This window comes from Vibrio litoralis DSM 17657 (assembly GCF_000426765.1).
Lineage (GTDB): Bacteria > Pseudomonadota > Gammaproteobacteria > Enterobacterales > Vibrionaceae > Vibrio > Vibrio litoralis.
This window is the reverse complement of sequence record NZ_KE384567.1, coordinates 254,219-281,143: the sequence shown is the minus strand read 5'-3', so window position 1 is coordinate 281,143 and position 26,925 is coordinate 254,219. Positions and strand designations below refer to the sequence as shown.

At 43.3% G+C, this 26,925-nt stretch carries 18 protein-coding genes; 8 read left to right on the top strand and 10 right to left on the bottom strand.

The annotated features are described in order from the left end of the window. The 3 genes from K358_RS0114895 (at nt 1) to K358_RS0114885 (ending at nt 3,024) form a co-directional block, all read left to right on the top strand. Nucleotides 1-966: a type II secretion system F family protein gene (locus tag K358_RS0114895; RefSeq protein WP_027697565.1), complete on the top strand. Its 966-nt coding sequence runs from the start codon at nt 1-3 to the stop codon at nt 964-966. 2 nt (nt 967-968) lie between these two features. After that, nucleotides 969-1,922 (top strand): type II secretion system F family protein, encoded by a 954-nt coding sequence (locus K358_RS0114890; protein ID WP_027697564.1) that lies wholly within the window; start codon nt 969-971, stop codon nt 1,920-1,922. Nucleotides 1,923-2,025: 103 nt separating this feature from the next. Next, entirely contained in the window at nt 2,026-3,024 is a 999-nt protein-coding gene (locus tag K358_RS0114885; RefSeq protein WP_027697563.1) for a tetratricopeptide repeat protein, read from the top strand. 84 nt (nt 3,025-3,108) lie between these two features. Here the strand turns inward: K358_RS0114885 and K358_RS0114880 are convergent, their stop codons facing one another. The 10 genes from K358_RS0114880 to K358_RS0114835 all read right to left on the bottom strand — a co-directional run bounded on the left by K358_RS0114880 (nt 3,109) and on the right by K358_RS0114835 (nt 15,078). Next, nucleotides 3,109-4,587, bottom strand: a complete 1,479-nt coding sequence (locus K358_RS0114880) for an O-antigen ligase family protein (RefSeq protein ID WP_027697562.1) — start codon at nt 4,585-4,587, stop codon at nt 3,109-3,111. 81 nt (nt 4,588-4,668) lie between these two features. Beyond that, entirely contained in the window at nt 4,669-5,859 is a 1,191-nt protein-coding gene (chrA, locus tag K358_RS0114875) for a chromate efflux transporter (protein WP_027697561.1), read from the bottom strand. A gap of 165 nt (nt 5,860-6,024) precedes the next feature. Beyond that, on the bottom strand, nt 6,025-7,170 hold the full coding sequence (locus tag K358_RS0114870; protein WP_027697560.1) for a glycerate kinase family protein: 1,146 nt from the start codon (nt 7,168-7,170) through the stop codon (nt 6,025-6,027). Nucleotides 7,171-7,191: 21 nt separating this feature from the next. Continuing rightward, on the bottom strand, nt 7,192-8,553 hold the full coding sequence (locus K358_RS0114865) for a GntP family permease (RefSeq protein ID WP_027697559.1): 1,362 nt from the start codon (nt 8,551-8,553) through the stop codon (nt 7,192-7,194). Nucleotides 8,554-8,731: 178 nt separating this feature from the next. Then, nucleotides 8,732-9,868, bottom strand: coding sequence for a sugar diacid recognition domain-containing protein (locus K358_RS0114860; RefSeq protein ID WP_027697558.1), 1,137 nt, complete (start codon nt 9,866-9,868; stop codon nt 8,732-8,734). A gap of 100 nt (nt 9,869-9,968) precedes the next feature. Further along, a complete protein-coding gene (gene pncB / locus K358_RS0114855; RefSeq protein ID WP_027697557.1) occupies nt 9,969-11,174 on the bottom strand; it encodes a nicotinate phosphoribosyltransferase in 1,206 nt (401 codons plus the stop codon). A 407-nt stretch (nt 11,175-11,581) separates the two neighbouring features. Then, the gene (gene dapD, locus K358_RS0114850; RefSeq protein WP_027697556.1) at nt 11,582-12,613 is read right to left on the bottom strand and encodes a 2,3,4,5-tetrahydropyridine-2,6-dicarboxylate N-succinyltransferase; all 1,032 of its coding nucleotides are present in this window, start codon (nt 12,611-12,613) and stop codon (nt 11,582-11,584) included. Between the two features lie 136 nt (nt 12,614-12,749). Then, the gene (locus tag K358_RS0114845) at nt 12,750-13,529 is read right to left on the bottom strand and encodes a nucleotidyltransferase family protein (protein ID WP_027697555.1); all 780 of its coding nucleotides are present in this window, start codon (nt 13,527-13,529) and stop codon (nt 12,750-12,752) included. A 255-nt stretch (nt 13,530-13,784) separates the two neighbouring features. Then, on the bottom strand, nt 13,785-14,078 hold the full coding sequence (locus K358_RS0114840) for a YebG family protein (RefSeq protein ID WP_027697554.1): 294 nt from the start codon (nt 14,076-14,078) through the stop codon (nt 13,785-13,787). Between the two features lie 82 nt (nt 14,079-14,160). Then, nucleotides 14,161-15,078 (bottom strand): LysR substrate-binding domain-containing protein, encoded by a 918-nt coding sequence (locus K358_RS0114835; protein WP_027697553.1) that lies wholly within the window; start codon nt 15,076-15,078, stop codon nt 14,161-14,163. Nucleotides 15,079-15,192: 114 nt separating this feature from the next. On the opposite strand from K358_RS0114835, the gene K358_RS0114830 reads away from it, so the two are divergent. From K358_RS0114830 to K358_RS0114810, 5 genes are all read left to right on the top strand, one after another. Then, on the top strand, nt 15,193-16,185 hold the full coding sequence (locus tag K358_RS0114830) for a TDT family transporter (RefSeq protein WP_027697552.1): 993 nt from the start codon (nt 15,193-15,195) through the stop codon (nt 16,183-16,185). An 89-nt stretch (nt 16,186-16,274) separates the two neighbouring features. Next, nucleotides 16,275-19,802: an exodeoxyribonuclease V subunit gamma gene (recC, locus tag K358_RS0114825; RefSeq protein ID WP_027697551.1), complete on the top strand. Its 3,528-nt coding sequence runs from the start codon at nt 16,275-16,277 to the stop codon at nt 19,800-19,802. 457 nt (nt 19,803-20,259) lie between these two features. After that, nucleotides 20,260-23,934: an exodeoxyribonuclease V subunit beta gene (gene recB / locus K358_RS0114820; protein WP_027697550.1), complete on the top strand. Its 3,675-nt coding sequence runs from the start codon at nt 20,260-20,262 to the stop codon at nt 23,932-23,934. Further along, nucleotides 23,934-26,327, top strand: coding sequence for an exodeoxyribonuclease V subunit alpha (gene recD, locus K358_RS0114815; RefSeq protein WP_051241341.1), 2,394 nt, complete (start codon nt 23,934-23,936; stop codon nt 26,325-26,327). Before recB ends, recD begins: the two co-directional genes overlap by 1 nt. 28 nt (nt 26,328-26,355) lie before the next feature. Next, nucleotides 26,356-26,820 carry a NanQ anomerase/TabA/YiaL family protein gene (locus tag K358_RS0114810; protein ID WP_027697548.1) on the top strand — a complete coding sequence of 155 codons (465 nt, stop codon included), beginning with the start codon at nt 26,356-26,358 and terminating at the stop codon, nt 26,818-26,820. The last annotated feature ends 105 nt before the right edge of the window (nt 26,821-26,925 follow it).

Sequence of the window (26,925 nt, the reverse complement as noted above, 5' to 3'; positions counted from 1 at the left end):
ATGCAAGATTTATGGATGTTTTTTATACTGCTATTTTTATCGGTGTTTTTTATTTCTCAAGCACTGATCTTGCCTGCGGCCGGTCGTAAGGCAAAGCATTCAGAGCTAGTGAAAAGGTTAGAAGCCAGTCGCAGTAAATTAGATAGTAAAAGTCGTTCTTTATTGAATGAACAGTACTTGAAAGGCTTAACGCCATTTGAGCGCACTTTAGTTAAACTGCCTCTTATCGCTCGCTTACAAAAAAGCGTTGAGCTGGCGGGGATCAATTCAAGCTTTGGTAACCTTTTTATCGTTACCTTAATTATCAGTATTGCCTTCGGTTTATTTTTGCTACTGGTTGGTGCTCAGTGGTATTTGATTATTGCTGCAATGGCGAGTGTTTGGGTGGTTCTGCATTTTCATTTACAACAAAAAATCATCAAAAGACTGAATAAGTTTGAAGAGCAACTGCCAGAAGCCTTAGATATTATTCGCCGGATGCTGCAAGCCGGTAAGCCGCTCAATCAAACCTTTCATGAAGTCGGCATGGAAATGGATGCGCCGATCAGTGAAGAATTTGAAAATACCTTTAACCTGCTTAACTACGGCTACGACTTACGCTTAGCGATCTTACAAATGGCCGATAGAGTACCCACCGTCTCCATGCTGGCGTTTTCTTCTGCGGTGATGCTGCAAAAAGAGACCGGCGGTAACCTTTCTGAAAACCTTGAAAAAGTCTCTATCGTATTACGTTCTCGTTTTAAATTGGCGCGAAAAATCCGTACCTTATCTGCCGAGAGCCGTTTATCTGCCTGGATCTTAGTGCTAGCTCCTTTTGGCTTGTTTCTCGGTTTAACCTTTTTAAATCCAGAATATCTTGATCCTCTTTATGATGATCCTGCTGGAATAAAAATGGTCAGCATTGGGGTAGTGAGCTTATTTCTTGGCTCAATATGGATCAAAAAAATCATTAACTTCGAGGTGTGATTATGGACAGCTTATTGAATGTTTTTGATTTTTCGCAACTCAATAATACCTCAAGAGAATGGTTGGTTTTATTGGCGATTATGCTCGCGACCATAATGGCAGTGATGGCGTGTGGCATGTTGATTTTTGGTCACCATAATTCCGTTAAGCGACGTTTAGCTTCGGTGAATGGTCAAGAGACGTCGAGCTCGAGTGCTCGTTATTCACCTAAGGTTTCCAATACATTAGAAAGTTTATCTTCTTATATTCTGCCTACCAATGAGAAAGAAAAAGAAGGCGTTCGTCATCAACTTATGCACGCTGGTTTTTACCAAAAGACGGCGGTGGCCAATTTTTATGCTATCAAGTTATTCGCTTCTCTTTTCTTTTTATTTATCGCGGCACTTGTTTATATCTTTATGGGGGGGGATGTTTCGATTCTTACCTTATTGATTGCGGCACTAGCGGCCGGTGTCTTTTTACCTAATATTGCCTTGAACCGCTTAATTAAACGTAGGCAGAGAGAAATTCGTAATGGTATTGCCGATATGTTGGACTTATTGGTGGTATGTACTGAATCTGGACTAGGTTTCGTTGCATCGCTGCGCCGCGTGAGTGATGAACTCTATATCTCTCACCCAGAGTTGGCTGATGAGTTGGATACAGTGTGCGTCAAAATCAAAGCTGGGGTGGAAATGCCGGATGCTTTTCATGGCCTGATCACTCGTACTGGCTTGGAAGAGTTCCGAGGCTTAGTGGCGATGCTGGCTCATGCCAATAAAGTGGGCGGTAGTATTGCCAAAACATTGCGAGATTATGCCGATGATTATCGTGATAAGCGTAATCAAGCAGCAGAAGAAATTGCCGCTAAGATCCCGACTCAAATGTTATTTCCGATGCTGATATTTATCTGGCCCTGTTTCTTTATTGTCGCGGTTGGCCCCGCAATTTTATCTTTAATGGATGCATTTAAATAGCTACACCTATAAATAACTATACCTATAAATAACCACACCTAAGTGAATTCGAATAGAAGCTACTTTGGGGATAAATATAAGTCGTCAATTTAAGGAGAGCAACATGAATAAATGGATAGTGATGATGATTGTTGTGGCACTACAAGGCTGCAGCTCGCAAGATCCAGTGAGTGCTTTTGATGACTCTTTGTATTCTGGTAAGCCAGTAGATAGCTTGTCTTCTAGTGAAGCGCCAAAAACCGAAACAGAAGCGATTACCCGAGGTGACAGAGCGCTAGCCAATAAAAAAATGGATTTGGCCTTGTATGAATATATTCGTTCGCTTGAGTTTGACGATTTAGAGTTCGCCGATAAGACCTTAATGACTATTGGTGACATTCATCAGGCGAGAGGAAATATACCATTAGCTGAAAAAGCCTACACAAGAGCGGTAGAAGAGAACCCGAACAATGCCGCTGCGCTTGAAAGACTCGGTGTTTTATATAGTCGAAATGGCAATTTACCTGACGGCCAAGTGTATTTCTATCGCTCGATTAATGCGGATCAAATTCGGCTAAAACAAACCGAACCTTTTGCTCGTGGTAAAGATGATGTTACGGCTGAACAAGTCGAATCATTGACGTTTGATACCGATTCACCTCTACAAGCTTATATCGGTTTAGGGATCCTCGCCGATGTAAACCAAGAAATTGAGGTTGCTCAGGCGTATTATCAAAAGGCATTAGCGATTGAACCTTCATCGAGCCTTGCCAAGCTTAATCTAGGCTATTCCTACTATATGGCAGGAGAATACAAACAAGCGCTTTTTTATACCAAGCAAGTGGTTGCCATGCAGCCGGATAATCAAAGAGCGGTGAATAATTTAGCCTTGATTTATATTCGTCAGGGGCAAGTGACCAATGCATTGAATGTGTTTATGAGAGTGATGCCAGACTACCAAGCGCTAAATAACGTAGGCTATTTGCTAATGCTCAATCAACAACAAGAACAATCGGTCCCTTACTTTAAGCAAGCTATCAATAAAAAGCCGTCTTACTACCCACTCGCGAATGATAATTTATCGCGCGCATTAGCGGAAATTCGCGCTAAGGGTGCAGCATAGAAGTTTCAGCGTGAAAAGCACTACCTAATTCCTAATTGCTGTTTATTCATTGAGTAGCCTCTGCGATGTTTCCAGAGGCATTTTTTATTTAGAGGAAATGGATTTCAATTTGGGCTCGGCATCCATACAGTTATGTTCTATCCAAAATTGCGGCATGTAGTATTCCACGTTTAAATGGCGATATTGATTATTGTCGATGCGTTGGTAGGTTTTGTAACCGATAAAAACGATGGCCCAAATCGATAATAGTATTAATGCGCCATGGCTAATGATGGTCAATCTCTTGGAGAAAGGTTGTGCGGCTTGCTGGTTTGTTGCTGTTGATGATGTTGCCAACGGTGTAGGAGCGCTCATTGCCCAAAATGAAGCCACGGAAATGACCGCCAAGCCTTGGCTAATAGGTGTGTTGAGTACACCTGAGATTAAGCTGTAAGCAAAGCCAGATAGTACCGTAATACCTAAAACTTGTAGCTTTTCATTGGCGCAGGTGCAAACACGATAAAAGGTCAGTAGTAGTAGGCTGATGTAGCATAGTGTCGCGACAATTCCCCATTCGATTGCAATATTCAGCACTGAATTGTGAGTCGTGTGGGCAATCACATCATTATTGCAAACGAAGGTATCGCCACCATGCCCCCAGAAAGAAATCATCGCGCTAGCATTGCTCCATAATGCTAGGCGGTTTGAATCGCTTAATCGAATGTCGCCTTGTCCTTCTGGCCATACACCTTGCATAAAAAATTGGGGTAAAGGGGTAAACAGCAGCCACTTAATTAATAGTCCTAGCGCGAGTAATGTGCCCAGCCATTTTAAATGCTCAATCTTATTAGGGGAGAGGATTATCCAAAGCACGATCCCACCTAAACTGGCGATAAACGCGCCGCGAGCATCTAAGGCAAATAATAAGCTGAAATGCATGACCGCTGGAATGGCATAGATCCAAGAGCTTGGTTGTTTCCGGTACTGCTTTTCTTTATGTAGGTAGGCCCAATACAGTAAAGGCAGAATCAACCAAACTTGAATATGGTTGATGTTTCTTGGGTTTACAAAACTGAAAATGTATCGGTAGTTAGGAGTGTCACCTTGCCAGGTCGCAATGCCATGAAATAGCAGCACTGACATGAAAATGCTGCAAGTCAGCCAAATATACAGGCGCAAAATGACATCGCGGTTTTGTATCACGACATTGCGCAGTAACGTGGTCACGGTGATTAACATCAATCCATAACTAAATACGGCCTGAGACTTGACCCAATACAGACTGGTGAGGTTGGCAAATAGCGCGCATGTGACTGCCAATAACAGTAGCCATTTGCTCAATCTAGATTGGTTACTCAATGAATGGATGATGTCTTCTCGTAGGCTGGAAGAGCACAAGGTCATCAGTGCACTGAGTAATAAATAAAACACAATAAAGAAGCGTTTTGAATCAAACAAGGTCGTGGGATCGAGCCAATATGGGGTAAAGCTTAATAGGATGCTGCCTCCTAAAATCAAAGACAGCAGAAATTGCGGGTAATAGCCGATATTGATGTATGAAGGGGAGACCGCACTCGTTTTCATAAAGCCTCATGATAATTATGCTTTATTTTGAGTATAGAAAGGCTGGCCTATTAAGGTGATGTTTTTGCTCTGATTCTAGATTTAATTTATTAAAAATGAGATGCCACAGCCGACAATCGCAAATGAAGCAACAAGCGCAATAATCGGAAGTTTGATACTACGTAGTACAAAAATACCAGCGACTACCGCTATCATATCGAGTGAATGGTGAATGGCTGAAACAAAGATAGGTTGGTACAAAGCGGCCATTAATAAACCAACCACTGCAGCATTCACACCGGCGATCATTGGTAGTACATGGCTACGCTGGCTAAAGTTCTGCCATTGTTTTAATAATCCAATCACCAACAAAAATCCCGGCAGAAAGATCATTAGAGTCGCTAATAACGCACCAATAATCGGCATACTCGGTAGCAACATATAACCAAGATAAGTGGCAAAGGTAAACATTGGGCCGGGCATCGCTTGAGCGGCGGCATAGCCTGTCATAAAGGTATCGTTGGATAATTGACTACCTACGGTCGATTGTAATAATGGCAACACCACATGGCCACCACCAAACACTAGACTGCCGGCTGAGAAAAAGTCTTGCAGCATGCTTGTGAACACATTGGTTGCAGGCCAAAAAATGGCGAATAAGAATAAGCTAACGAACAGTGTTAATGCCAATTTTGCTGATAGAGATAGGTTTATTGAGACGGCTGTTGAGGCATTGCCGACAGGGGGCTTAGTCGCTGTATTTTTGGCAGAAGTGACATTGAAAAAATAACTAATGCCAGCTGCGATAATTAAACAAATAATTTGGCTAATGGCAGAGGGCCAAAGTAAGCACACACAGGCAGTGAGCACACATAACGCTTGATGTTGCTTTTGCTGGCAAAACTGTTTGAACATGGTGTAAGTTGCATCAAATACCACTACCACGGCTAACAATTTTAGCCCATGAATAACGCCTTGCATCCAAGTATTATCTAGCCACTGTCGGCTAAATGCCGCTATGGCGATCATTAACAGGATAGAAGGTGTGGTGAAGCCAAGAAAAGCAGCGATCCCACCTAAAAGCCCACCACGCTGATAACCAATTGAGAATCCAATTTGGCTAGAACCTGGGCCGGGTAAAAACTGGCTTAAGGCAATGAGTTGAGCGTATTCAGATTCAGTTAGCCATTGTCGTTTTTCAACAAACGCAGTACGAAAGTAACCAATATGAGCAGCCGGGCCGCCGAAGCTCACCCAGCCAAGTAGGAAGAAGGTTTTGAATAGTTCGAACATGAAGTCAAAATGATAAAGAAAATATTTGGGTATATTGACTATAGTTTATGACAGTAGGATGAAGGGGGTTATCGTTACTCGAATCTTGGGCGCTTCGCTGCTCGTTGCTCGAATAGGCCAAAAGCCCGGATCGAGTAACGAGAAACGAAAACCGCTTTATCCGCTCTATCCTGTCATTCCTATCTTGATTGTTCTCGCGACATTTTCGGCAAGGTTAGCCATGTTCACTTCTGCTTCGGCAAAAGCGGTCTCTAAATCAAAGGGTCTTGGAATCGCAGCAAATACTGCATCAATACCGTGATCGTAAACCGCTTGGTAGTTATCGCCGACACAACCTGCTAGTGCGATTACTGGAAGGTCAAACTTCTTCGCCGCTTGAGCAATTCCAACTGGGGTTTTTCCGTGGGCGCTTTGCCAATCAATTCTACCTTCACCGGTAATCACCAGATCGGCATCTTGTAGATGATCTTCAATCGATAGTGTTTCTAATACAATGGCGATCCCCGGTTTTAAAGTGGCAGAGGTAAATCCTAAGAAAGCAGCACCAAGCCCACCGGCAGCACCTGCTCCCGGTTTATCTTTTACTTGTCGATCAAGTTGAGAGGCAATTAAATCTGCATAATCACTTAAAGCGTTATCGAGCAATTTGGTATCTTCTGCTGTTGCACCTTTTTGTTTACCAAAGGTCGTGGTCGCCCCATGCTCTCCACACAATGGATTATCAACATCACTGGCTATTACAATTTCACAATCGGCCAGCTGAGGGTGTAAGGCATTAATATTGATTGATTTAATTTGCGTAAGACCAATGCCATTACCTGAAATTATATGGCTATTACTGTCTAGAAATTTAACCCCTAGCGCTTCTAACATGCCCATGCCGCCATCATTAGTGGCACTGCCACCTAGGCCAATTATTAGTTTCTTAGCGCCATTTTCTAGCGCGTGTGCAATCAGCTCGCCAGTACCAAAGCTGGTGGTGATTTTCGGGTCACGTTGTGCACTTGGTACATGATGTAGTCCGCTTGCTGCTGCCATTTCAATCACAGCGGTGTGGCTTAACTCTCCACCTAGTCGACCATAAAAAGCGTCAACTTGATGGCCAAGAGGTCCTGTTACTGCGCAATCAATTATCTCACCTTGTGTCGCATCGACTAAAGATTGCACTGTCCCTTCACCGCCATCCGCCAGCGGGATATGTACATATTCAGCGTCTTGCCAAACTCGCTTCAGCCCGCTTTCAATGGCTTGGCAAACTTGCTTAGCAGTTAAGCTTTCTTTAAACGAATCAGGAGCAATAATGATTTTCATACTAGGACCTCAAAGTAAAAGTTAAAGTAACACTAGGCTTAATAGGTAAACCAACAGCATAGCTGTCACACCTTGGACTAGGGTTGCCATGGTTTGAGCACGATAGGCCAAGCCTACACTCATGCGACTGAATTGAGATACGACCCAGAAGAAGCTGTCATTAGCATGAGATACTGTCATTGCGCCAGCACCGATAGCCATTACCGTTAACACTCGACCCATTTCTGAATCTAAGCCTAATTGAGCAAGCAAAGGAGCAACAAGTGCAGAGGTCGTGACTAGGGCAACGGTTGAAGAACCTTGCGCCGATTTAAGCGCAGCCGCCACGATAAATGGCATGAAAATACCCACACCTAAAGTAGATAGTGTAGTCCCTAAATATTCGCCAAGTGGTGTCGCTTTTAAAACTGCACCAAATGCACCGCCAGCACCAGTGATGAGTAGGATAGGAGCTGCAGCCACAATACCTTGGCTAATTCTTTCGCTAAATTCAGTGATTTTTTGTTCTGACTTTAGAAGGCGAGTGGCTAATAAAAGGCCAATAAACAATGCCGTTAAAGGTTGACCTAGAAAGGCTAGAGTTGCTTGAAAACTTCCGCTACCAAATGGTTGACTCGGGAAGTTTGCAATAGAAGCAAAACAGATTAATACAATAGGAACGAAAATAGGTGCAAAGGCTTGAGTTGGTGATGGAAGCGTTCCGTATGATGCTTTTAGCGCTTGCCAGTCTTGATTTTCAGCCGGTGTTAGGTCGTCATTTTCAATACCATCGGGTTCTACATCAGAGAAACGGCTAGCCCAAAGCATACCGGCAATGGCAGCCACTGCCGCGACAAACACACCGACACCAATCACTAAGCCCAAATTTGATTCTAAGCCTAGGTTACCAGCCGCTGCAATAGGGCCAGGGGTTGGCGGCACAAAGGTATGAGTTGCATACAAGCCGGTAGCCAGCGCGACACTCATTGCAACACTAGAGGTTTGCATGCGTTTGGCTAATGATTCTTTTAAAGAGTTTAAAATAACAAACCCAGAATCACAAAAGACTGGAATTGATACTAAGTAACCAATAATAGACATAGTTAAGGTTGGAAACCTTTGTCCTAGGCACTTTATGACACTATCTGCCATCGTAATTGCTGCGCCACTTTTCTCTAGAATAACGCCAATAATAGTACCAAGCACAATGACTAAACCAATGTAACCTAAAATGCCACCAAAGCCGGAAGCTATGGTTTTTGCAATGGATTCAGGGGGTAGACCGTAGGCAAATGCTGCGATAAATGCAGACATTAATAGTGCTAAGAAAGGGTGGATTTTAAATTTTGTAGTCGTAATGACGATAAACGCTATTACGGCTAAGAGGATTAATATCAGACTCATCGTAGGGTAACTCCATGTTTTAATTATTATGCTACGAGAGGATCGGTTTCTCCGATTTTGGGTTGGGATCTCGTAGTTTTATTATTATCAATGAAGTTTTCAAAAATTACTTTGGACAGTTAACCAAATTATATGTCGATAAATAGCACTGGCTTTGTTCGTTTGACTAGTTTTTCGATCATTGTGTGATCTGGCAAGCAATATAGAGTTCAACTAATCCGGTGAAGTTATGTGGCGATATTTGAGTGATGCTTTCAATTTTATTTAAGCGATAGCGAAGAGTGTTTCTATGGATATACAGGCTATTAGCGCATTGAGATAGATTGCCTTGGTGTTCAAATAAACTGAATAAGGTTTTGATTAACTGTCCGGATCGGTCTTGGCTTTTGAGTTTAGCTATAGCACTGCATAATTGTGCACCTTGCCAATTTTCTGTTAATGGAGAAAGTAGCACTGGCATGCGGAAACCTTCAAACAGGTACTTAGTTTGTTTCGGTTGGTAGTGTTTGCCCAACGCGAGTACTTGCTGTGCACTTTGAAACGACAGTGGCATATCCATGACGGAAGGGAAGTATTCGCCTAGTGCAATATGAAGCTGGTGTATATCGTGTTGTTGAAGTGTATGAATGAGCTGATCAATACGCTTACTTTCAATGGTGTAGTCCCAGCGTTCAGCCGCTTGTTGGCATGGTTTGAGAACGAGGATTTGATTCATCGCAATGACAGCGATTAAGTTACTACGCTCAGGATATTCAAGCAGTTCCACGATTTTTCTGATGGTATCGAGCTGGTTGCGATTGGAGGTTTCGCTGATTTCAATTAATACCGCAACTCGTGGCTGTTCTATATTAATCGACAAGCGTTGTGCCCAACTTTCTAGTGCTTCTTTGGTTAATTCATTATTCACCCAAGATGAAATAAATTCCTCAATATGGCGTTTATCCCACTGCAATTGCTCAATCAAAAGTGAGCGCTCGATGATCATCTCTGAAGTCATTTTGACCAAAGCCGCATAGTTGCGGATCTCATCAGGGTTTCCGGTGATGCCGACCACGCCAATAATTGTGTCATCATGTTTTAAGACTAGGTTGATACCCGGTTTAACGCCTTTTAAATTCTGACTAGTTTGCTGGGTAATTTCAGTAGTGTCGCCATGTTGGATCGCCAGTAAAGCACCATCGTGCAACTGCCCAATTCGCTCAGATTCTCCGCTACTTATTATGATGCCACGATCATTCATAACGTTGATGTTAGTGTCGATGATTGCCATGGTGCGATCTACGATTTGCTGGGCAAGCTGGGTATCTAGGTACATAAAAAAGCCGATAGGAAAGTGCGTATAATAAAACACTAACCTAGTCGGCTTCTTTCGTCATGATGGAGTGATAAATTTGTGAATATGCACAAATAATAGCTTAGCTTGCTAAATGAAAAGCCTGCTTTAATGCTTGTAAATATGCTTCATCACGGCACATGCTTTTACCTGGCTCATCGGAAATCTTCGCTACGGGTTTGCCTTGGCAAGCGGTGAGTTTAAGTACGATGTTGAGGCTATCCACATTCGGGATATCGCAGGTTAATTTGGTGCCGATACCAAAACTGGTTTGAATACGTTGGGCAAAATGTTGGTAGATCTCTATGGCTTTAGCAAGTGATAAACCATCTGAAAATACCAATACTTTCGATTTAGGAGCAATCCCCAGTTTCTCATAGTGAGCAATCGCCTTTTCTCCCCATTCAATTGGGTCACCACTGTCATGGCGTAGTCCAAGAAAGGTCTTGGCAAGGATTGGCGTGAAATCGCGTAAAAAGGCATCCATGTTTATGCAGTCGGTCAGCGCAATACCTAGTGTGTCCGGATATTCCTTTATCCAATTATGCAGAGCTAATTGTTGCGAGTCGGCAAGTTCTCCTGCTAATTGCTGATGTGCTTGAAACCACTCATGAGCTTGGGTGCCAACTGGCTTTAATCCTTTGCTAAAGGCGAGGTAGTAATTGGACGTGCCATCAAATTGAGGGAAGTGATCGATTAATTGGTCGACAATATTAGCCTGCAATGCTTTAGAGAAACGACGACGCGTACCAAAGTCGATTAAAGAAAAGCCAGACATATCTAAGGTTGGGTGATCTTGTTTGAGTAATTTCAGCTTGTGGTGCAAATGCTGACAGGCTTGCTCAACACTGGCTTGTGGGTAACGACGACGTCCTCGAATTTCACTGATAATCGCCAGCAATGGTACTTCCCATAAAATCACATCTAACCATTTACCACGCAGTGTTATTTGTAGCTGCTCACCATCTTTACGGACTTCAACATTACTTTGCTGAAAACGAAATGCCGCTAAGTACTCAAGGTAGTCAGTTTCAAAGAAGGGGAGTTGTGCAAGGTAGTCTAGTTCTTCGGGCTGAAAGCGCAGTTGGCATAAGTGATCGATTTGCTGCAACACTTCATCGAAATATGGGCGTAAATCTTCTTGGCTTCGGCAATGAAATTCAGCGACCACTTCTACATCAGGGTACTGGTGAAATACTGCTTGCTGCATATGCAATTTATAAGCATCGGTATCCAGTAGTGATGTAATGATCGGTTGCGAGTGAGACGTATGAGAAGAAATGGTCATAGACAATATTTAATAAGGAGTTTATCAGAGTAGTGTACTCGATCTCGCTCCAATTGAAAAAGTCGTGCATAAAAATAGACTTGTACAGCGACTAGAGTATTTGGCCTATGATGATCCAAAAGCTTTTAGATCATCATAACCCTCCCTTATTTATACCCTTCGTACTTGAAGCCGAAGATTTGTTGACGGCGCTCATTCACCCCAATCACATAGGCGAGCTATGCTCATGGGGCCTCATTCACTTGTCGCCTCACTGCAACTCCAATTACTTTGTGTATAGATATAAAAAAATCCCGCCAAAGTGACGGGATTTCAATTAGTTAAACTGTACAGCTTTTTATAGTTTCCAGATTAATAGGTATTTAACCTACCATAACCCTAAAGCTATTTTTCTAGTATCAAATACATTAGTTATTTGAATGCAGCTCGCTGTTTAACTCAACCGCAGATTTATTAGTTAAGCATTCAATCTTGCCGGTTACCGAGTTACGACGGAATAGTAGGTCTGGTTTGCCAGCGAGATCGCGCGCTTTGGCAACTTCTACTTCATTACCAGAAGCATCAAGCATAGTCACTTTAGTGCCAGCTGTGATGTAAAGACCTGACTCAATCGTACAACGATCACCTAGTGGGAAACCAAGACCTGCGTTAGCACCTAGTAGGCTGTTCTCACCAATTGAGATCACTACTTTACCGCCGCCAGATAGCGTACCCATGATGGAAGCACCACCACCGATATCAGAACCTTCGCCAACCATAACGCCAGCAGAGATACGACCTTCAACCATACTTACACCGGTTGTGCCCGCATTGAAGTTGATGAAACCTTCGTGCATCACAGTAGTACCTTCACCCACGTGTGCGCCAAGACGTACGCGTGATGTATCAGCAATACGGATACCGGTAGGAACAATGTAATCCACCATTTTCGGGAATTTATCAACGCAATCGACAGTGAGAGTTTCGCCGTTTAAGCGAGCTTCAATTTGACGGCTTGCTAATTCAGGTAGATCGATGGGGCCTTGGTTCGTCCATGCGATGTTGTGCAGTAGACCAAAAATACCATCAAGTACGATGCCATGTGGCTTAGCTAAACGATGCGAGATCAGTTGTAGTTTTAAGAAACCTTCAGCTACAGAGCTTGGTTGCTCATCGCTTGCTAGAACTACTAATACTAATGGTTGAGAAGATTGAGCGGCTTTTTCTGCAAAATCAGCATTGGCAATGTCGCCGTTTGCTGCAAATGCATTCGATAGTTCACCAGCAAGTTTGTTGCTGATTTCAATCGCTTGGTTGCCTTCTGAATATCCTGAAACTTGCGCAATTGCCGCAACAAGAGCGTCTGATGGGTTTAATACCGGGCTTGGGAAAAATGCTTCGATGATTTTACCATCACGGTTTTTGGTAGCCGTACCAAAGGCAAGTGCGAAATGTGCCATTACTGAATAATCTCCGTTTATAGGGGGTTAAGATAAAAATTAAGTCTAATGCTAAGAAAGTATAATGATTAGCGATTTAAAACAAACCTTAATTTTCTAAGGGCATATTCTTTATTAGGCTGCTACTTGCTTCTCGCTAGGCAGCTTGCTCTAAAGCGGGAGGCGTTAAGTAATACTGCCAAACATCATTATATAGGCTTAATGACTGATTTCTAAGCTGGTCTACTTTGGCTTTTTCGAAGGTGTTGAGGTCACGGTTTTCGATCATCGCGGTGCGTTCAATATGCTGGATTTTTTCGTAGAGACGGTGCTCTTCACCACTCTTAATCTTGGCTATCTCGTCTAGGTGGAATTGTACTTCAGCAACTAAGCCTGAATGGGGCATTTGCACGAGGACTTTAAGATCTCGATAGCCAGAAGGTGCTGGAGTTTTAAAGCGGTTTTTTACTTGTAGTACGTTAGTTTGTTGGTGAAGCTGTTGATAGGCTCTAACTAGGCTCGGTAAGTCTTGCGAGACAATGGTTGCTCGAGCTAAATCGGTAATTCTATCGGCTTGTCCGTTGAGCTCTTTCTCGACTTTTTCTTTTGCTCGCTGTTGAGACTTAATACCAGCAAAGATAGGTTGTGTTTGGGTATTTAAGGCGATGCTTTTACATAGTACTTCTAGCTCATGTTGAGCTTGTGGTACTTGTGAATAGAGGTTCTCGAAATCAGCAATGGGCTGTCGAATGGTCGCTGAGTTGATATCAGGAATGCTATATAAACCGCTGAGTGAGAGTTTAAAGGCTTGAGGACAAGCTTGATTGATTTGCGGACGGGATTGTGATGATTGCGCTTGATTTAGCGGAACTGCAAGAGCAGGCGTGCGACTGAGTAGCAGCAACATGAGCGTTGTCGTACGTAAGAAAAACTTCATTAGCAACCTCTATCAGACAATAAAACGGTGTAACTAAAGGGTGTGTTTTGTCTTTAAGTGGAAACGAATTGTATTAGCTCGTAATAGATAGCTTGGGGTGAATTTTGATAGTTACAATAGCAGTTTTTAAATTGCGGAAATGTTATGGCAGTTTTAGTTTTGGCTTCAATCTGTTAGTTAACTGTAAGGGAGTGTAAAAACAGCCAGTTGCGATAGGGCGAACTGGCTGTTTAATCTGGATAGTCAACTTCAGGTTTAAGCTGCTTCGCTATCTTTATCTTCGGTTGCTTTTGGTGCTTTGGCTTTTTTCTCAGTAGGGCGACGTTTCGCACCTAGTGCAAAGAGTACTTCATCTTTGTTTTGGGCAAGGAACATAGATAACTCTTCTTTTTGGTTATCATCTTCAATAATCTTGCTGTTTTCTAACAAAGTGAAAAGCTCGTCCGCCATATCCAACATTTTGTCATAAGCGTCAGCTTCAGCCTTGGAAGTAAAAGTCATCTTTTCTTCTCCGTTGCGTTCCACCACGTACTTGACGATTACAGCCATGGTTATCCTCGTATGCAATTTTTGAATGAATTTAACTGGTTTTTTATACAGTTATTTATGGGGGATGTCCAGTAGTTATCTGTTATTTGGCACCGGTTTTCAATGATTCGAGCATTTTCCAATCGGTGCAAAATTGCATGAAGGTTTTGAGTAGTGGGCTTTGGTATTTTTCTTTATGTACTAACAGCCAAAAACGGCGCGTCATATCAAGAGGAACTTTAAGCTCTACCACTCGATGACTTTCAAGTGCCGATTGAGCCGCTAAGCGAGATAGACAAGCTAAACCAAGGTTGGCAGCGGTGGCGTTAATAATCGCTTCCGTAGTATTTAATTGAAATGATTCAGTCCAGACTTCAATTCTTGGAGCTACGGTGCGTAAGAAGAACTCACGAGTTCCCGATCCCGCTTCACGCAGTAGCCATTGAGTATTCTCGAAGTCTCTGGCTAGAACCGAATCTTGTTGCGCTAGCGGATGAGTAGGGGCGCAGATGATGCACATTTCATCTTGGTTCCAAGCTTGCATTAACAGTTGATCGGATTGAACTTTACCTTCGACTAAACCTAAATCGAGTTCGTAATCGGTTAACTTGTCACAAATTAAACGGGTATTGGAAATCAATATGCTTTGTTGTTGGTGTTGTGAATGCTGACGAAAATCGCGCAGCAGGTAAGGTACAACTTGGTTGCCAATGGTATCACTGGCACCGATTTTTAATTGCCCGTGCAGCGCTTGATCAAAGGTAAACATATGTTGAATATCTTCACTGCGGTGTAGCAGTTCATCGGCCAAAGGCAGTAAGCGTTTACCTTCTTGATTCAATACTAAACGGTTATTTACGCGATCAAACAATACGTGGCCGAGTTGCTTTTCAAGTTCACCGAGTGACAAGCTTACCGCAGCTTTTGATAGGAACAATTTTTCAGCCGCTGCCGTCAAGGTTTCATGTTGAGTTAAAGCTGTGAAAACCTTGAGTTGTTTGAGGGTGACATTAGTGGCCATAAAAATTCATCTCGTTTTGTTTTTTTTAACGCGTGTTAAGTATAATTAGATATATTAAAACAACTTGCAAGTTTATTATTGATTCATCGGTCACCTTTACCTTGTGAGGCAATTATGAATAAGACATTAAAAAACTTAGTCAGTGGTGCTCCAACCCCGATGGCAGGTTTGGCGCTTGGTATCGCAAGTTTAGGCTGGTGTTGGGAAAATGCCCTAACACTTAACCGCCATGCTCAACATTGGGGCGCGGGGATTGCTGCCGTTTTATTACTTATCTTAACGGTTAAGTTTATCTTTCATCCGAAATTGATTGCCAATGATCTTGCGCATCCGGTTGTTGGTAGTGTTGTACCGACATTCTCAATGGCAACGATGGTGGTATCAAGCTCAGTTGGTCATTTTAACCCAGCTTTAGGTGACAGTTTGTGGTTATTCGCGGTAGCGCTGCATATTATTTTCTTAGCTGCGTTTATCTACCATAGGGCAAAAGAGTTTGAAGTCCATCATATGGTGCCGAGTTGGTTTGTTCCACCGATTGGTATTATTGTGGCAGACGTTTCGTATTCAGGTAACCCAGCACTTTATTGGATTGCTTATTCGGTATTGGTTTTTGGTATCGCATGCTACGCCGTAATGTTACCAGCGATGATTTATCGGTTTATTTTTTGCCAAGAAGTACCGGATGCCGCAAAACCAACATTAGCTATTATGGCGGCACCTGCAAGTCTATCGCTTGCTGGTTACCTTACATTTACCTCTGATCCATCGTTATTGTTGGTGATGGTATTGATGTCGATTGCTATTTTGATGACGATTATTATTTATTTGTCATTTTTTACTTTGCTCAAACTACCGTTCAGCCCTGGTTATGCGGCTTTTACTTTCCCAATGGTGATCGGTGCTACCGCGCTATTTAAAACATCACATTGGATGTCAACCATGGAGGTATTAACTCAATATGCCCATCAAATTCAGATTCTTGCGGTGATTGAGCTAGTAGTTGCCACCTTGATTATGAGTTATGTAGCGCTGCGTTACTGGATGTTCTATACCCCACATAAAGTATTAGTTTCAGCGAATAATCACAAAGTTGTAGAGCACGTATAACGGAAAGAATAATTTCAGCTAAACATTTCAGCTAAACAAGGCACTTATGCTAATCTGTGGGTATCTAAACCCCGTAGCGTGAGTGCCTTGTGTTTACTGTTTACCATTCCAATCAAGTCGATGTTTTAAAGTCCTTACTGGTTGAACTTATTCGTTTAAATCCGTTAGACAATCCATTCCAAGCTGAACAAATTTTGGTGCAAAGCCCCGGTATGTCGCAATGGCTGAAAATGGAGCTTGCCAAAGAATTTGGTGTGGCAGCGAATCTCGAATTTCCTCTTCCTGCGACTTTCATTTGGAATTTGTTTACCCAAGTTTTGCCAGATGTTCCCAAGCGTAGTGCATTTAATAAAGATGCGATGACCTGGAAGTTAATGCAAATTCTGCCAACTCAACTCGAACGTGAAGAATTCTCTCCCTTAAAACGCTATTTAGAGCATGACGATGATCAATCTAAGCGTTATCAATTAGCTGAAAAAATTGCCGATATTTTTGATGGTTATCTAGTGTATCGCCCTGAATGGATTGCTGCGTGGGAAGCGGGAGAAACGGTTAAAGAACTCAATGGTGAACATCCGTGGCAGCCTATTTTATGGCAAGCTTTATACGATCAAACGGTCTCGCTGGGTCAATCGCCTTATCATCGCGCCAATTTGTATGAACACTTTATTGATATGCTGGAAAACTACGTAGGCGATTTAAGTCAGCAAGCGAATTTGCCGAAGCGTTTATTTGTGTTTGGCATTACCGCATTGCCGCCTCGTTATATGGATGCGCTGCGTGCTCTGGGCGAACATATTGATGTGCACTTAATGTTTACCAACCCTTGTCGTTATTACTGGGGGGAAGTGCGCGATCGTAAATACCTTGCCAAACTGGCCGCTAAATCTCGTCAAATCGTGCATAGTCATCAATCATCGGCTTGGCTCAAAGGTTCAATTGAACAAAATGCCCTAACCGAATCTGAAACCTTGCACACCAAAGATGCGGTGGGGAATAGCCTGCTCGCCTCAATGGGCAAGTTGGGGCGCGATAATCTGTACTTATTATCTCAGCTGGAAGCTAATGAAATTGATGCGTTTGTCGAAAGTGAGCTCGACAGTTTATTGCATGCGATTCAGCTAGATATTTTAGAGCTGCGCGAACATCAAGATGACGATCTATCCGCGACGATAAGTCGTTATAAGCCGGTAGTTTTACCTGATGATACTTCAATACAATTGCATGCTTGCCATAGTCCAATGCGCGAAGTGGAAGTACTGCACGATCGTTTATTGGCGATGTTTGATGCTGATCCGAATCTAAACCCTCGCGATATTATTGTGATGGTGGCGGATATTAACGCTTACAGTCATGCCATTCAGGCCGTCTTTGGTAATGTTGCTGGCGAGCGTTTTATTCCTTATTCAATTTCCGATCGTAGTGTTGACCAAGAAAACCCAATTCTACAAGCCTTTATGCGTTTGATGTCGCTGCCAATGCGCCGTTGTCAGGCGACTGAGTTGCTTGAGTTATTAGAGGTACCTGCGGTGATGCGGCGTTTTGCAATCAGTGATGATGAGTTTGAACGAGTCGCACAATGGATCCAGCAAGTGGGCATTCGTTGGGGACTCGATGAGAAAACCGCGCCACAATTTGAATTGCCGAGTCATAAACAAAACACTTGGCTATTTGGTATTGAGCGAATGCTACTTGGTTATGCGATGCCAGAATCGGCTGGTTTGTATCAAATCGGTGAGCAACAGATTGCCGCCTTTGATGAAGTCCAAGGCTTAGATGCAGAACTTGCCGGCAAGTTAGCGAGTTTTGTTAGCTTATTGCAGCAATATCGCGACCGTTTATCTCAAGCGCAGCAGTTTTCTAGCTGGCAGCAATATTTGTTATCGATGCTAGATGACTTTTTTGCGGTGGAACTAGAAGGCGAAGTGGTACTTGGGTCAATTCGAGAATGCATTCAACAACTCAGCCAACAATTGCACGATGCTGGAATTGCTCAAAATGAAGAGATTTCGCCGCAAGTTCTCGAACAATACCTGCAAAATCATCTTTCGAATGCCAGAGTCAGCCAGCGTTTCTTAGCCGGGCAAGTCAACTTCTGTACCTTGATGCCAATGCGTTCGATTCCTTTTAAAGCGGTTTGCTTACTGGGAATGAACGATGGCTTATATCCGCGCAGTGTCGCGCCAGAAGGGTTTGATTTGATTAATGGACGTACCCGTCATGGTGACCGTTCTCGTCGTGATGATGACCGTTACTTATTCTTGGAAGCCTTGTTATCAGCGCAGCAGTATTTGTATATCAGCTACGTGGGACGCTCGATTCAAGATAACAGTGATAAAGAGCCATCGGTGCTGGTGGCGGAATTACTGGAATATTGCCAGCAAAACTACACACTTGCTCAGCATCAAGAATTGCCGAGCGATCAATCCGGGCAAGCGTTAGTTGAGCATTTAACTCATATTCATCCTTTAGTGCCTTTTAGTATCAAAGCGTTTGATGGTAGTGATGCTGCGCTCGCCAGCTATGCCAAAGAATGGTTACCTGCTGCGCAACAAGCGAACCAACCACCAAGTGAAAACCAATCGCTGCCATTTATTCAGCCACTAGAGCCGTACTATTTGCAGCTGGATAAAGAAGCCAACGGGCAATATTGGCTAGAACTGCAAGAGTTGCTGCGTTTTTGGCGCTTGCCAGTGAAGTACTTCTTCAATCAACGTTTAAAAAGTTATTTAGATATTAGCCCGTTATTGGTCAATCAAATTGATGATGAGCCTTTTGCTATTAATGGCCTAGATAACTACTGGTTTGGCGAAAATCTACTAGATCAATGGTTGCAATCAGAAATGCCTACTCTAGAAAACTTTGAAGATTGTGCCAAAGTGTATTTGCAGCAGTATCAGGCCAAAGGGCAGTTGCCGATGTCGGGCTTTGGTGAATTGGCTGCACAAAGTTTACTGGCGAATATCCAACCTTTAGCTGCCAGCTTATTGCCTTATCTTGCAGCGCCTAAAGCGGATGTTGAGATCGCTCTTGAATTTGAATTAACGCTCGGTGGTTACAAACAAACCCACCACTTAGCCGGTTGGCTGGGCGGACAATATCAACAGGGTATGTTGCGTTATCGTAGTGGTGGAGTTCACAGCGCAAACTTATTGGGATACTGGATTGAACACTTGTGTTTAAACGCGAGTGGGTACTCACTCCCTACTCATTTATTTGGCGTTGGTAAAGGCCAGGTTCAGCAACTGGAATTAAAGCCTTTAAGCTCTGAGCAAGCCAAACACTATTTGCAATCTTTACTGGAAGCCTATTATCAAGGTATGGATGAGCCACTCTGGTTTGCTCCAAAGTGCGCCTTTGCTGGTATCGAACAAGGATATGATAAGCAAGGACAATGGCTTGGCTTTGACGATGAAGAGATCAAGCACAAAGCGTATCAAGCAATGGAAAATACCTTTAACGATAACTTTGTTTCGTCAGGTGAAGGCAGTGATCATTACATTCAACGAGTTTGGAAAGAGTGGAATAGTGAGCTGGCGGAATCATTATTCCAAAAATCGCAGCAGTGGTTATGTCCATTAATGGAGCATTGCCAAGATTGCAGTGATGATGAATAGTATAATGCTTAATGCTTAATGCTTAATGCTTAATGCTTAATGCTTAATGCTTAATGCTTAATGCTTAGTGTTTAGTGCGGATAAAAAGAAACGCCGCCAGCAAGTCATTATAGTGTAGGGCGCTTGCTGGGCGGCGGAGAGTAGAGGTAATCGTTTTGTTTCTGTCTACTTTTTTATTACCGATACGAAATAAATATCATGACGGTAACCTAAGTAGATCGTTATTAGATTGGTATTTTATATAAGCCATGTTAACGATGGCTCGATATGGCCGGCATAGTAAGTCAATCATAAGGTAATAAATGTGAGTCAATTCTCACTATCTGTTTTGCCTAGCGTTTGAGTCGTATTCATCGCTTAAAGTGAGAATTTCCTCACGAAATATATACCCAAGTGACTTCAAGATGCAGAATTCACTTGGGTATATAAACGAAGAATTTTAATTAGGACAAAGTTAATGGCGCAATCTCTCAATAGTATGGCTTTTCCACTTCACGGTGCTCGCTTAATTGAAGCGTCTGCCGGTACGGGCAAAACCTTCACCATTGCAGCGTTGTATTTACGTTTGCTACTGGGCCATGGCAAAGATGGCTCGGCACACCAAACGCCATTAACGGTAGATCAAATTCTTGTGGTGACTTTTACCGAAGCGGCCACCGCAGAGCTACGTGGCCGAATTCGCCAACGTATTCATGAAGCGCGTATCGCGTTTGCTCGTGGCGAAACGACCGATCCTGTACTTGAGCCGTTATTAGCTGAGACGACAAATAAACAATCGGCGATTGAAACCTTACTGCAAGCCGAACGGCAAATGGATGAAGCGGCGATCTTTACAATCCACGGTTTTTGCCAACGCATGCTGACCCAAAATGCCTTTGAATCGGGCAGTCGTTTTCAAAATGAATTTATTACCGATGAAAGTCAGTTAAAACTGCAAGTAGTGAGTGATTACTGGCGTCGCCATTTTTATCCATTGCCGACGGTATTAGCCGCGCAAATTCAATCGTTATGGAGCAGTCCTGAGCAGTTATTGCGTGAAATCGGCAACTACCTTTCTGGCCCTGCGTTAAGTTTTCCGAGCATCAAACTGGATGTCGATTTACCGGCGCTTTATCAGCAGCACCTAGATCGCATCGAAAAAGTGAAATCGCTGTGGCATGCCAGCCGCAATGATTTGTTTAGTTTGATTGATGGTTCAGGCATTAAACGCAATCCATACAATAAAACGCGTTTGCCAGCTTGGTTAGATGAAGTGCATGAGTGGGCGGCTAGTGAGCGAAACGATGGTCAAATTTGCGATAAATTGATTCGTTTTTCTCAAAGCACGTTAACGTCGGCCACCGATGCCAAAAAAGGCCCTGTAGCAGAGCATTCTGCGTTTGTAGCGATTGATCAATTGCTTGATAACCAGCCGGAATTTGAGTTGATTTTTAAATACCAAGCGATTCAAGGTTGTCGCCAGTTATTGGCACAAGCCAAACAGCGTCAGGCACAACTTTCTTTTGATGATCTACTCAGTCAGCTTGAGCAAGCGATAGTACAGGACGAGGAAGGTTTATTGACCAGTCGAATTCGTCAGCTTTATCCAGTGGCGATGATCGATGAATTTCAAGATACCGATCCGCAGCAATATCATATTTTCCGTGAGATTTATTTGGATCAACCACAAACTGGTTGGTTTATGATTGGCGATCCAAAGCAGGCGATTTATGGCTTCCGTGGCGCGGATATTTTTACCTATATTCAAGCGCGTAATGAAGTGACTGAACATTACACCTTAGACACCAACTGGCGTTCAAGTGAAGCGGTGATCCAAGGAGTAAATGGTATTTTCAGCTTTGATGACAGACCATTTCTCTACGATGACGATATTCCATTCCTACCAGTTAAAGCCAGCCCGAAAGCCGACAACATGCATTGGACGATAAATGGCAAAGCTCAACCGGCGATTGGATTATGGCTACATCAACCCGATGCTGGGCTGCCTGTTGCGGCGCAAGATTATAATCATCACATGGCCGAACATACGGCTCATTACATTCATCATATTTTGAGCGCCTCCCAGCAACAACAAGCGCAATTTATTGATAAAAAATCCCAAGCGCATCCGATTCAAGCCGGTGATATTGCGGTGCTAGTGCGTACTGGGCGAGAAGGTAAATTAATTAAAGAAGCATTGGCGAATCAGGGCATTGCCAGTGTTTACCTTTCCAATCGTGACAGCGTGTTTGATAGTGAAGTGGCACAAGATGTGCTGCGTTTATTGATGGCGGTGGCCAGCCCGAGTGATGAATATTCACTGCGCGCGATTCTTGCTAGTGATTTGTTTGCCTTGAATATGGCGCAGCTCGATCAGTTTAACCATGATGAAACAGCTTGGGAGAATGTGGTTAATGAGTTTGAGCAGTATCATCAACTGTGGTTAAAGCGTGGCGTTCTACCTATGATGCGCGCGGTGATCAGCCAGCGAAAAATCGCCGAGCGTTGGTTATTGGAAACGCATGGTGAACGCAAATTAACCGACTTGCTGCATTTATCTGAATTGGTGCAACAAGCCAGTTTATCGCTAGAAGGTGAAAGTGCGCTGATTCGTTGGTTGGCCGAAAATATTGAACAGCATGATGGCGAAATTAGCGAGCAAACGCAGCGTTTAGAATCTGAGCGTAACTTGGTGCAAATCATCACCATTCATAAATCAAAAGGCTTGGAATACGACTTGGTGTTCCTACCGTTTGCCAATAACTTTAAAGCTGCCAAAGTGGCGAAGTATTATCAAGCCGATAAGCAGCAAACTATTTTGGATTTATCCAAACCCGATGAAGGTTTAGCGTTGGCTGAAAAAGAGCGCTTAGCCGAAGATCTGCGTTTGCTTTATGTTGCTCTTACACGTGCGGTGTACGGTTGTATTATTGGCCTGGCACCACTCAAAAAAAGCAACAGCAAAAAGGATGAATCGACCGCCCATTTAAGTGCGATTGGGGCGATCTTGCAACATCATCAAGCCAAAGAAAGTGCCGGATTAATGGCGGCGTGTCAGCAATTGGTTAACGATGTGACGAGTGTTGAAATGTTGGATTTTCCGCAACCGCCAAGCGAGCGTTTTGCGCCAATTCAAACCGAGCAGCCTAATTTACAAGCCAAGCGCTTTAGTGCTTCTATTGATCGTCAATGGCGCATGACCAGTTATTCAAGTTTAGTTAAGCAAGGTCATCATGCGGCGCTTAGTCAAGGTGAAGCGGCGGATTTTGATGTGGCCATCGATGCGCAAAAGCCGATAGATTCGGACGCGGCGGAAAATAACAACACGGTAGAAGTGGGTGCCTCTATTGAGCTTGAAGCTGAAAGCAGCGTCGATCCTTGGTCGATGTTTGAATTTCCACGAGGCGCAAGACCGGGGACTTTCCTGCATACGATTTTCGAGGAGATCGAATTTACTGAGGCGGCAACCAGCCCGGAAAACACTCAAATCATTACCGATTTATTGCAGCAAGAACAATACGACCTGCAATGGCTGCCAGCAATTCAAGCAATGATCACTCAAGTAATGCAAACGCCTTTAGATGGTGATGGGCTGCGTTTGGGAGATAAAGGGCCCACTCAAAGGTTGGTGGAGATGGAGTTCTTACTGCCGGTTGAATCACTATTGTCTAGCCAGCTTAACAGCTTGGTAAAAGATCATGATGCGCTATCAAAGGTTGCTGGCGAGCTAGGCTTTATGCCAACCAAAGGCATGTTGAAAGGCTTTATTGATTTGGTGTTTGAACATCAAGGTAAGTATTACATCTTAGATTGGAAGTCCAACCACCTTGGTCATTCGATCGAAGATTATCATCCTGACAACCTTAATCATGCAATGATCGATCACCGTTATGATTTCCAGTATCAAATTTATGCTTTAGCCTTGCACCGTTTCTTGCAAAGTCGACTTGCTAACTATGATTATCAGCAACACTTTGGCGGTGTGTACTATCTGTTTTTACGTGGCTTTTCTGCTGAGAAATATGATATTACAGAAGCTCAAGAAGACGCTCCAAAAGGAGAGATTGATCCTCTGTACGGCGTATTTTCAGCCAAACCAAGCGAAGCTTTCTTGCAGCAATTTGACCGCTTATTAGATGGAGAGTCGGCATAATGACCCAGACTATCAACTCGTCGACGATAGAAGGTAACTCAGCGCTAGACTTGCTGTTATCACTTGAAAAACTCGGCGTAATTCGTGCCATTGACGCTCAGTTCGCTCGCTTTATCCATCAACAATGTCTGTTCGCTAATCACGATACTAGTGTGGATTTTCGCCAACAAGCGGATCATATAGCGTTACTCGCCGGCCTTGTCAGTTATGAGTTTGGTCGTGGCCATATTTGTTTGCGTTTAAATGAGCTCGATATTCCTCAAACGTTATCTTGGTCTTTTTTGACTCGCCAACACCCAGAATTGGCAAGCCGCTTTGCCAATCTATTCTCTCAATTACAAAGTGTTAATTGGTTAACGTTAGTTGAAAAATATTCTTCCCAATCAGACGCAGTGGTGGGATTAGCACAAGTAAACCAGGCCAGTTTGCAGCCACTACCGCCACCACTACCATTAGTGCTTGAACAAGATCGTTTGTACTTAACTCGTTATTGGCATTATGAATCACAAGTTGCGGATGGTTTTATGGTGCGCGCGAAAACCTTAAGCGTGGCGCCAGATGCATTTTCGGCAATGAAACAAGCGCTCGATCAATTATTTGCTCGTGACTACCGTTATCTTTGGGATGGGCTACAAAGTGGTGAGCATACGACTTCAATTGAGCGTCAGCGGTTGGTATGTGAAATGCTCGATGTGGTGCAAACCGATGGATTAGACTGGAGCCTCATTGATTCTGTGTTAACTCAAGCAACACAAGTCGATCAGCTTAATCAGCTCGATAGGTTAGTGCCTTTATCTGCGTGTTTGAATTGGCAAAAAGTGGCCGCAGCCGTGGCGTTAACTCGTCAGTTTTCGGTGATTTCTGGCGGGCCGGGAACCGGTAAAACCACCACGGTTGCCAAACTATTAGCCGCGTTAATTACTCAGGCTCAACAGCAGTCAATTTCACAAGAGCCAGTTTCTCAACAATCAACTTCACAAGCAGCGAACAGTAAACAAGCACCAATTATTAAATTAGTTGCGCCAACCGGTAAAGCGGCGGCACGCTTGACGGAATCTATTGGTCTAGCGATTGAACAATTACCTGTGAGCGATGAAATCAAAGCGATGATGCCGGCGCATTCTAGTACTATCCACCGCTTGTTAGGGGCGAGACCCAACACGGTTGAGTATAAATACAATCAATCGAATCGCTTACACTTGGATATTTTAGTGGTAGATGAAGCCTCTATGGTCGATTTGCCTATGATGTTCCGATTGCTGCAAGCGTTACCAAGTCACGCGCGTTTGATCTTATTGGGTGATAAAGATCAGCTAGCCTCAGTTGAAGCCGGCGCGATTTTAGGGGATATCTGCCAGTTTACTTCATTCGGTTATCAAGCGGAATTCGGGCATCTTCTTGTCGATCTAACGGGTTATCAAAGTCTGGTTGACCCTCAATCTGCCATCAAAGCGAATGCTATTTCGGATAGCCTATGCATGCTGCAAAAAAGTTACCGTTTCCATGCGCGATCTGGGGTAGGACAATTGGCAAAAGCGATTAATGCTGGCTCTGCGAAACAAGTGGAAAAGGTGTGGCAGCAAGGTTTTGAGGATATTCAGTTACATGTTATCAAAGCGCATTCATCCAGTTCTCAATCTTCTACGGACAGCTCTCCAGAAAGTCTCGATCTTGCACAAGCACAAAACGCGCTATGTCAGATGATGACGGAAGCTTATTCACCTTATTGCCAGCAGCTCAATCAAGCCGTCAATTCAGGTGGAGGTTCTGTCATTCAAGGGGATCTATTTGCCTCGGTTGAAGCGCCCACCAAAGCCATGATGGAACAAAAAGCCCAAGCTGTGTTAAAAGCCTTTTCTCAAGCGAGATTATTATGCGCGGTGCGAGAAGGGGAATTTGGCGTAGAGCGTATGAATCAATTAGTGGAAGACTCATTGGCTCGCATTAAGTTAATCAATCCAGTTGAAAATGAACATTGGTATGTCGGTAGACCTGTGATGATTAGCCAAAATGATAGTGCACTAGGTCTGCATAATGGTGATATCGGTGTTTGTCTATTGGATGAAAGCGAGACGACACCACGCCTACGAGTGTTTTTTGAAATGCCCGATGGACGAATTAAAGGGGTATTGCCGAGTCGAGTCCCTAAGCATGAATTGGCCTTTGCAATGACGATTCATAAATCACAAGGTAGTGAATTTACTCATACCGTGATGTTACTGCCGAATAAGATGAATCAAATATTAACGCGAGAGCTGATTTATACTGGTGTGACGCGTGCCAAATCTCGTTTAGATTTATTTGCCAATCCGGCGATCTTAGCGCAAGGTGTTAGCATAAAAACCCTACGATCTAGCGGGTTAAGTGATAAGCTAATAAAAAACAAAATATAAACAATAAACAGAGTAGTGAAGGTGAAGCATGTTTTTTGGTAACGTTGAGCGCTTGAAGTGGAGTTCTATTCTCCCAGACACATTTTTAAATTATATCCACCAAGCTTTGAAAATAGCACAAGATAACCAAGAAAATGGACGTTATGAGATTGATGGCGATAACGTTTTTTGTTTTCTAATGACACCTGAAACAGAGGCGCGTGAAGAGCGTAAAACTGAAATTCACCGTGATTATTTAGATATCCAAATTATTTTAGACGGTGAAGAAACCTTTGGTTATTCAATAGAAACCCCACAAGCTTTACTCGATAAACCAGACTACACCAACGATGTACTGCTATTTAATGAAGTGGGCAATGAAAGCTTTATTTCATTAAGAAAGGGCGATTTTATTATCTTCTACCCTGGTGAATCTCATCGTCCACAATGTGCGACACGCGAACCAATGACGGTAAGAAAAGCGGTCGTGAAAGTGCATAGGGATTTGATATAGCACGTTACTCGGAAAATACGTGTCTCGTTACTCGATGATTCCAATTAACATTCGAGTAACGAGCTACGAGAAGCCTAGACTCGGCTCTTGCTTTTTCTAGCAGCG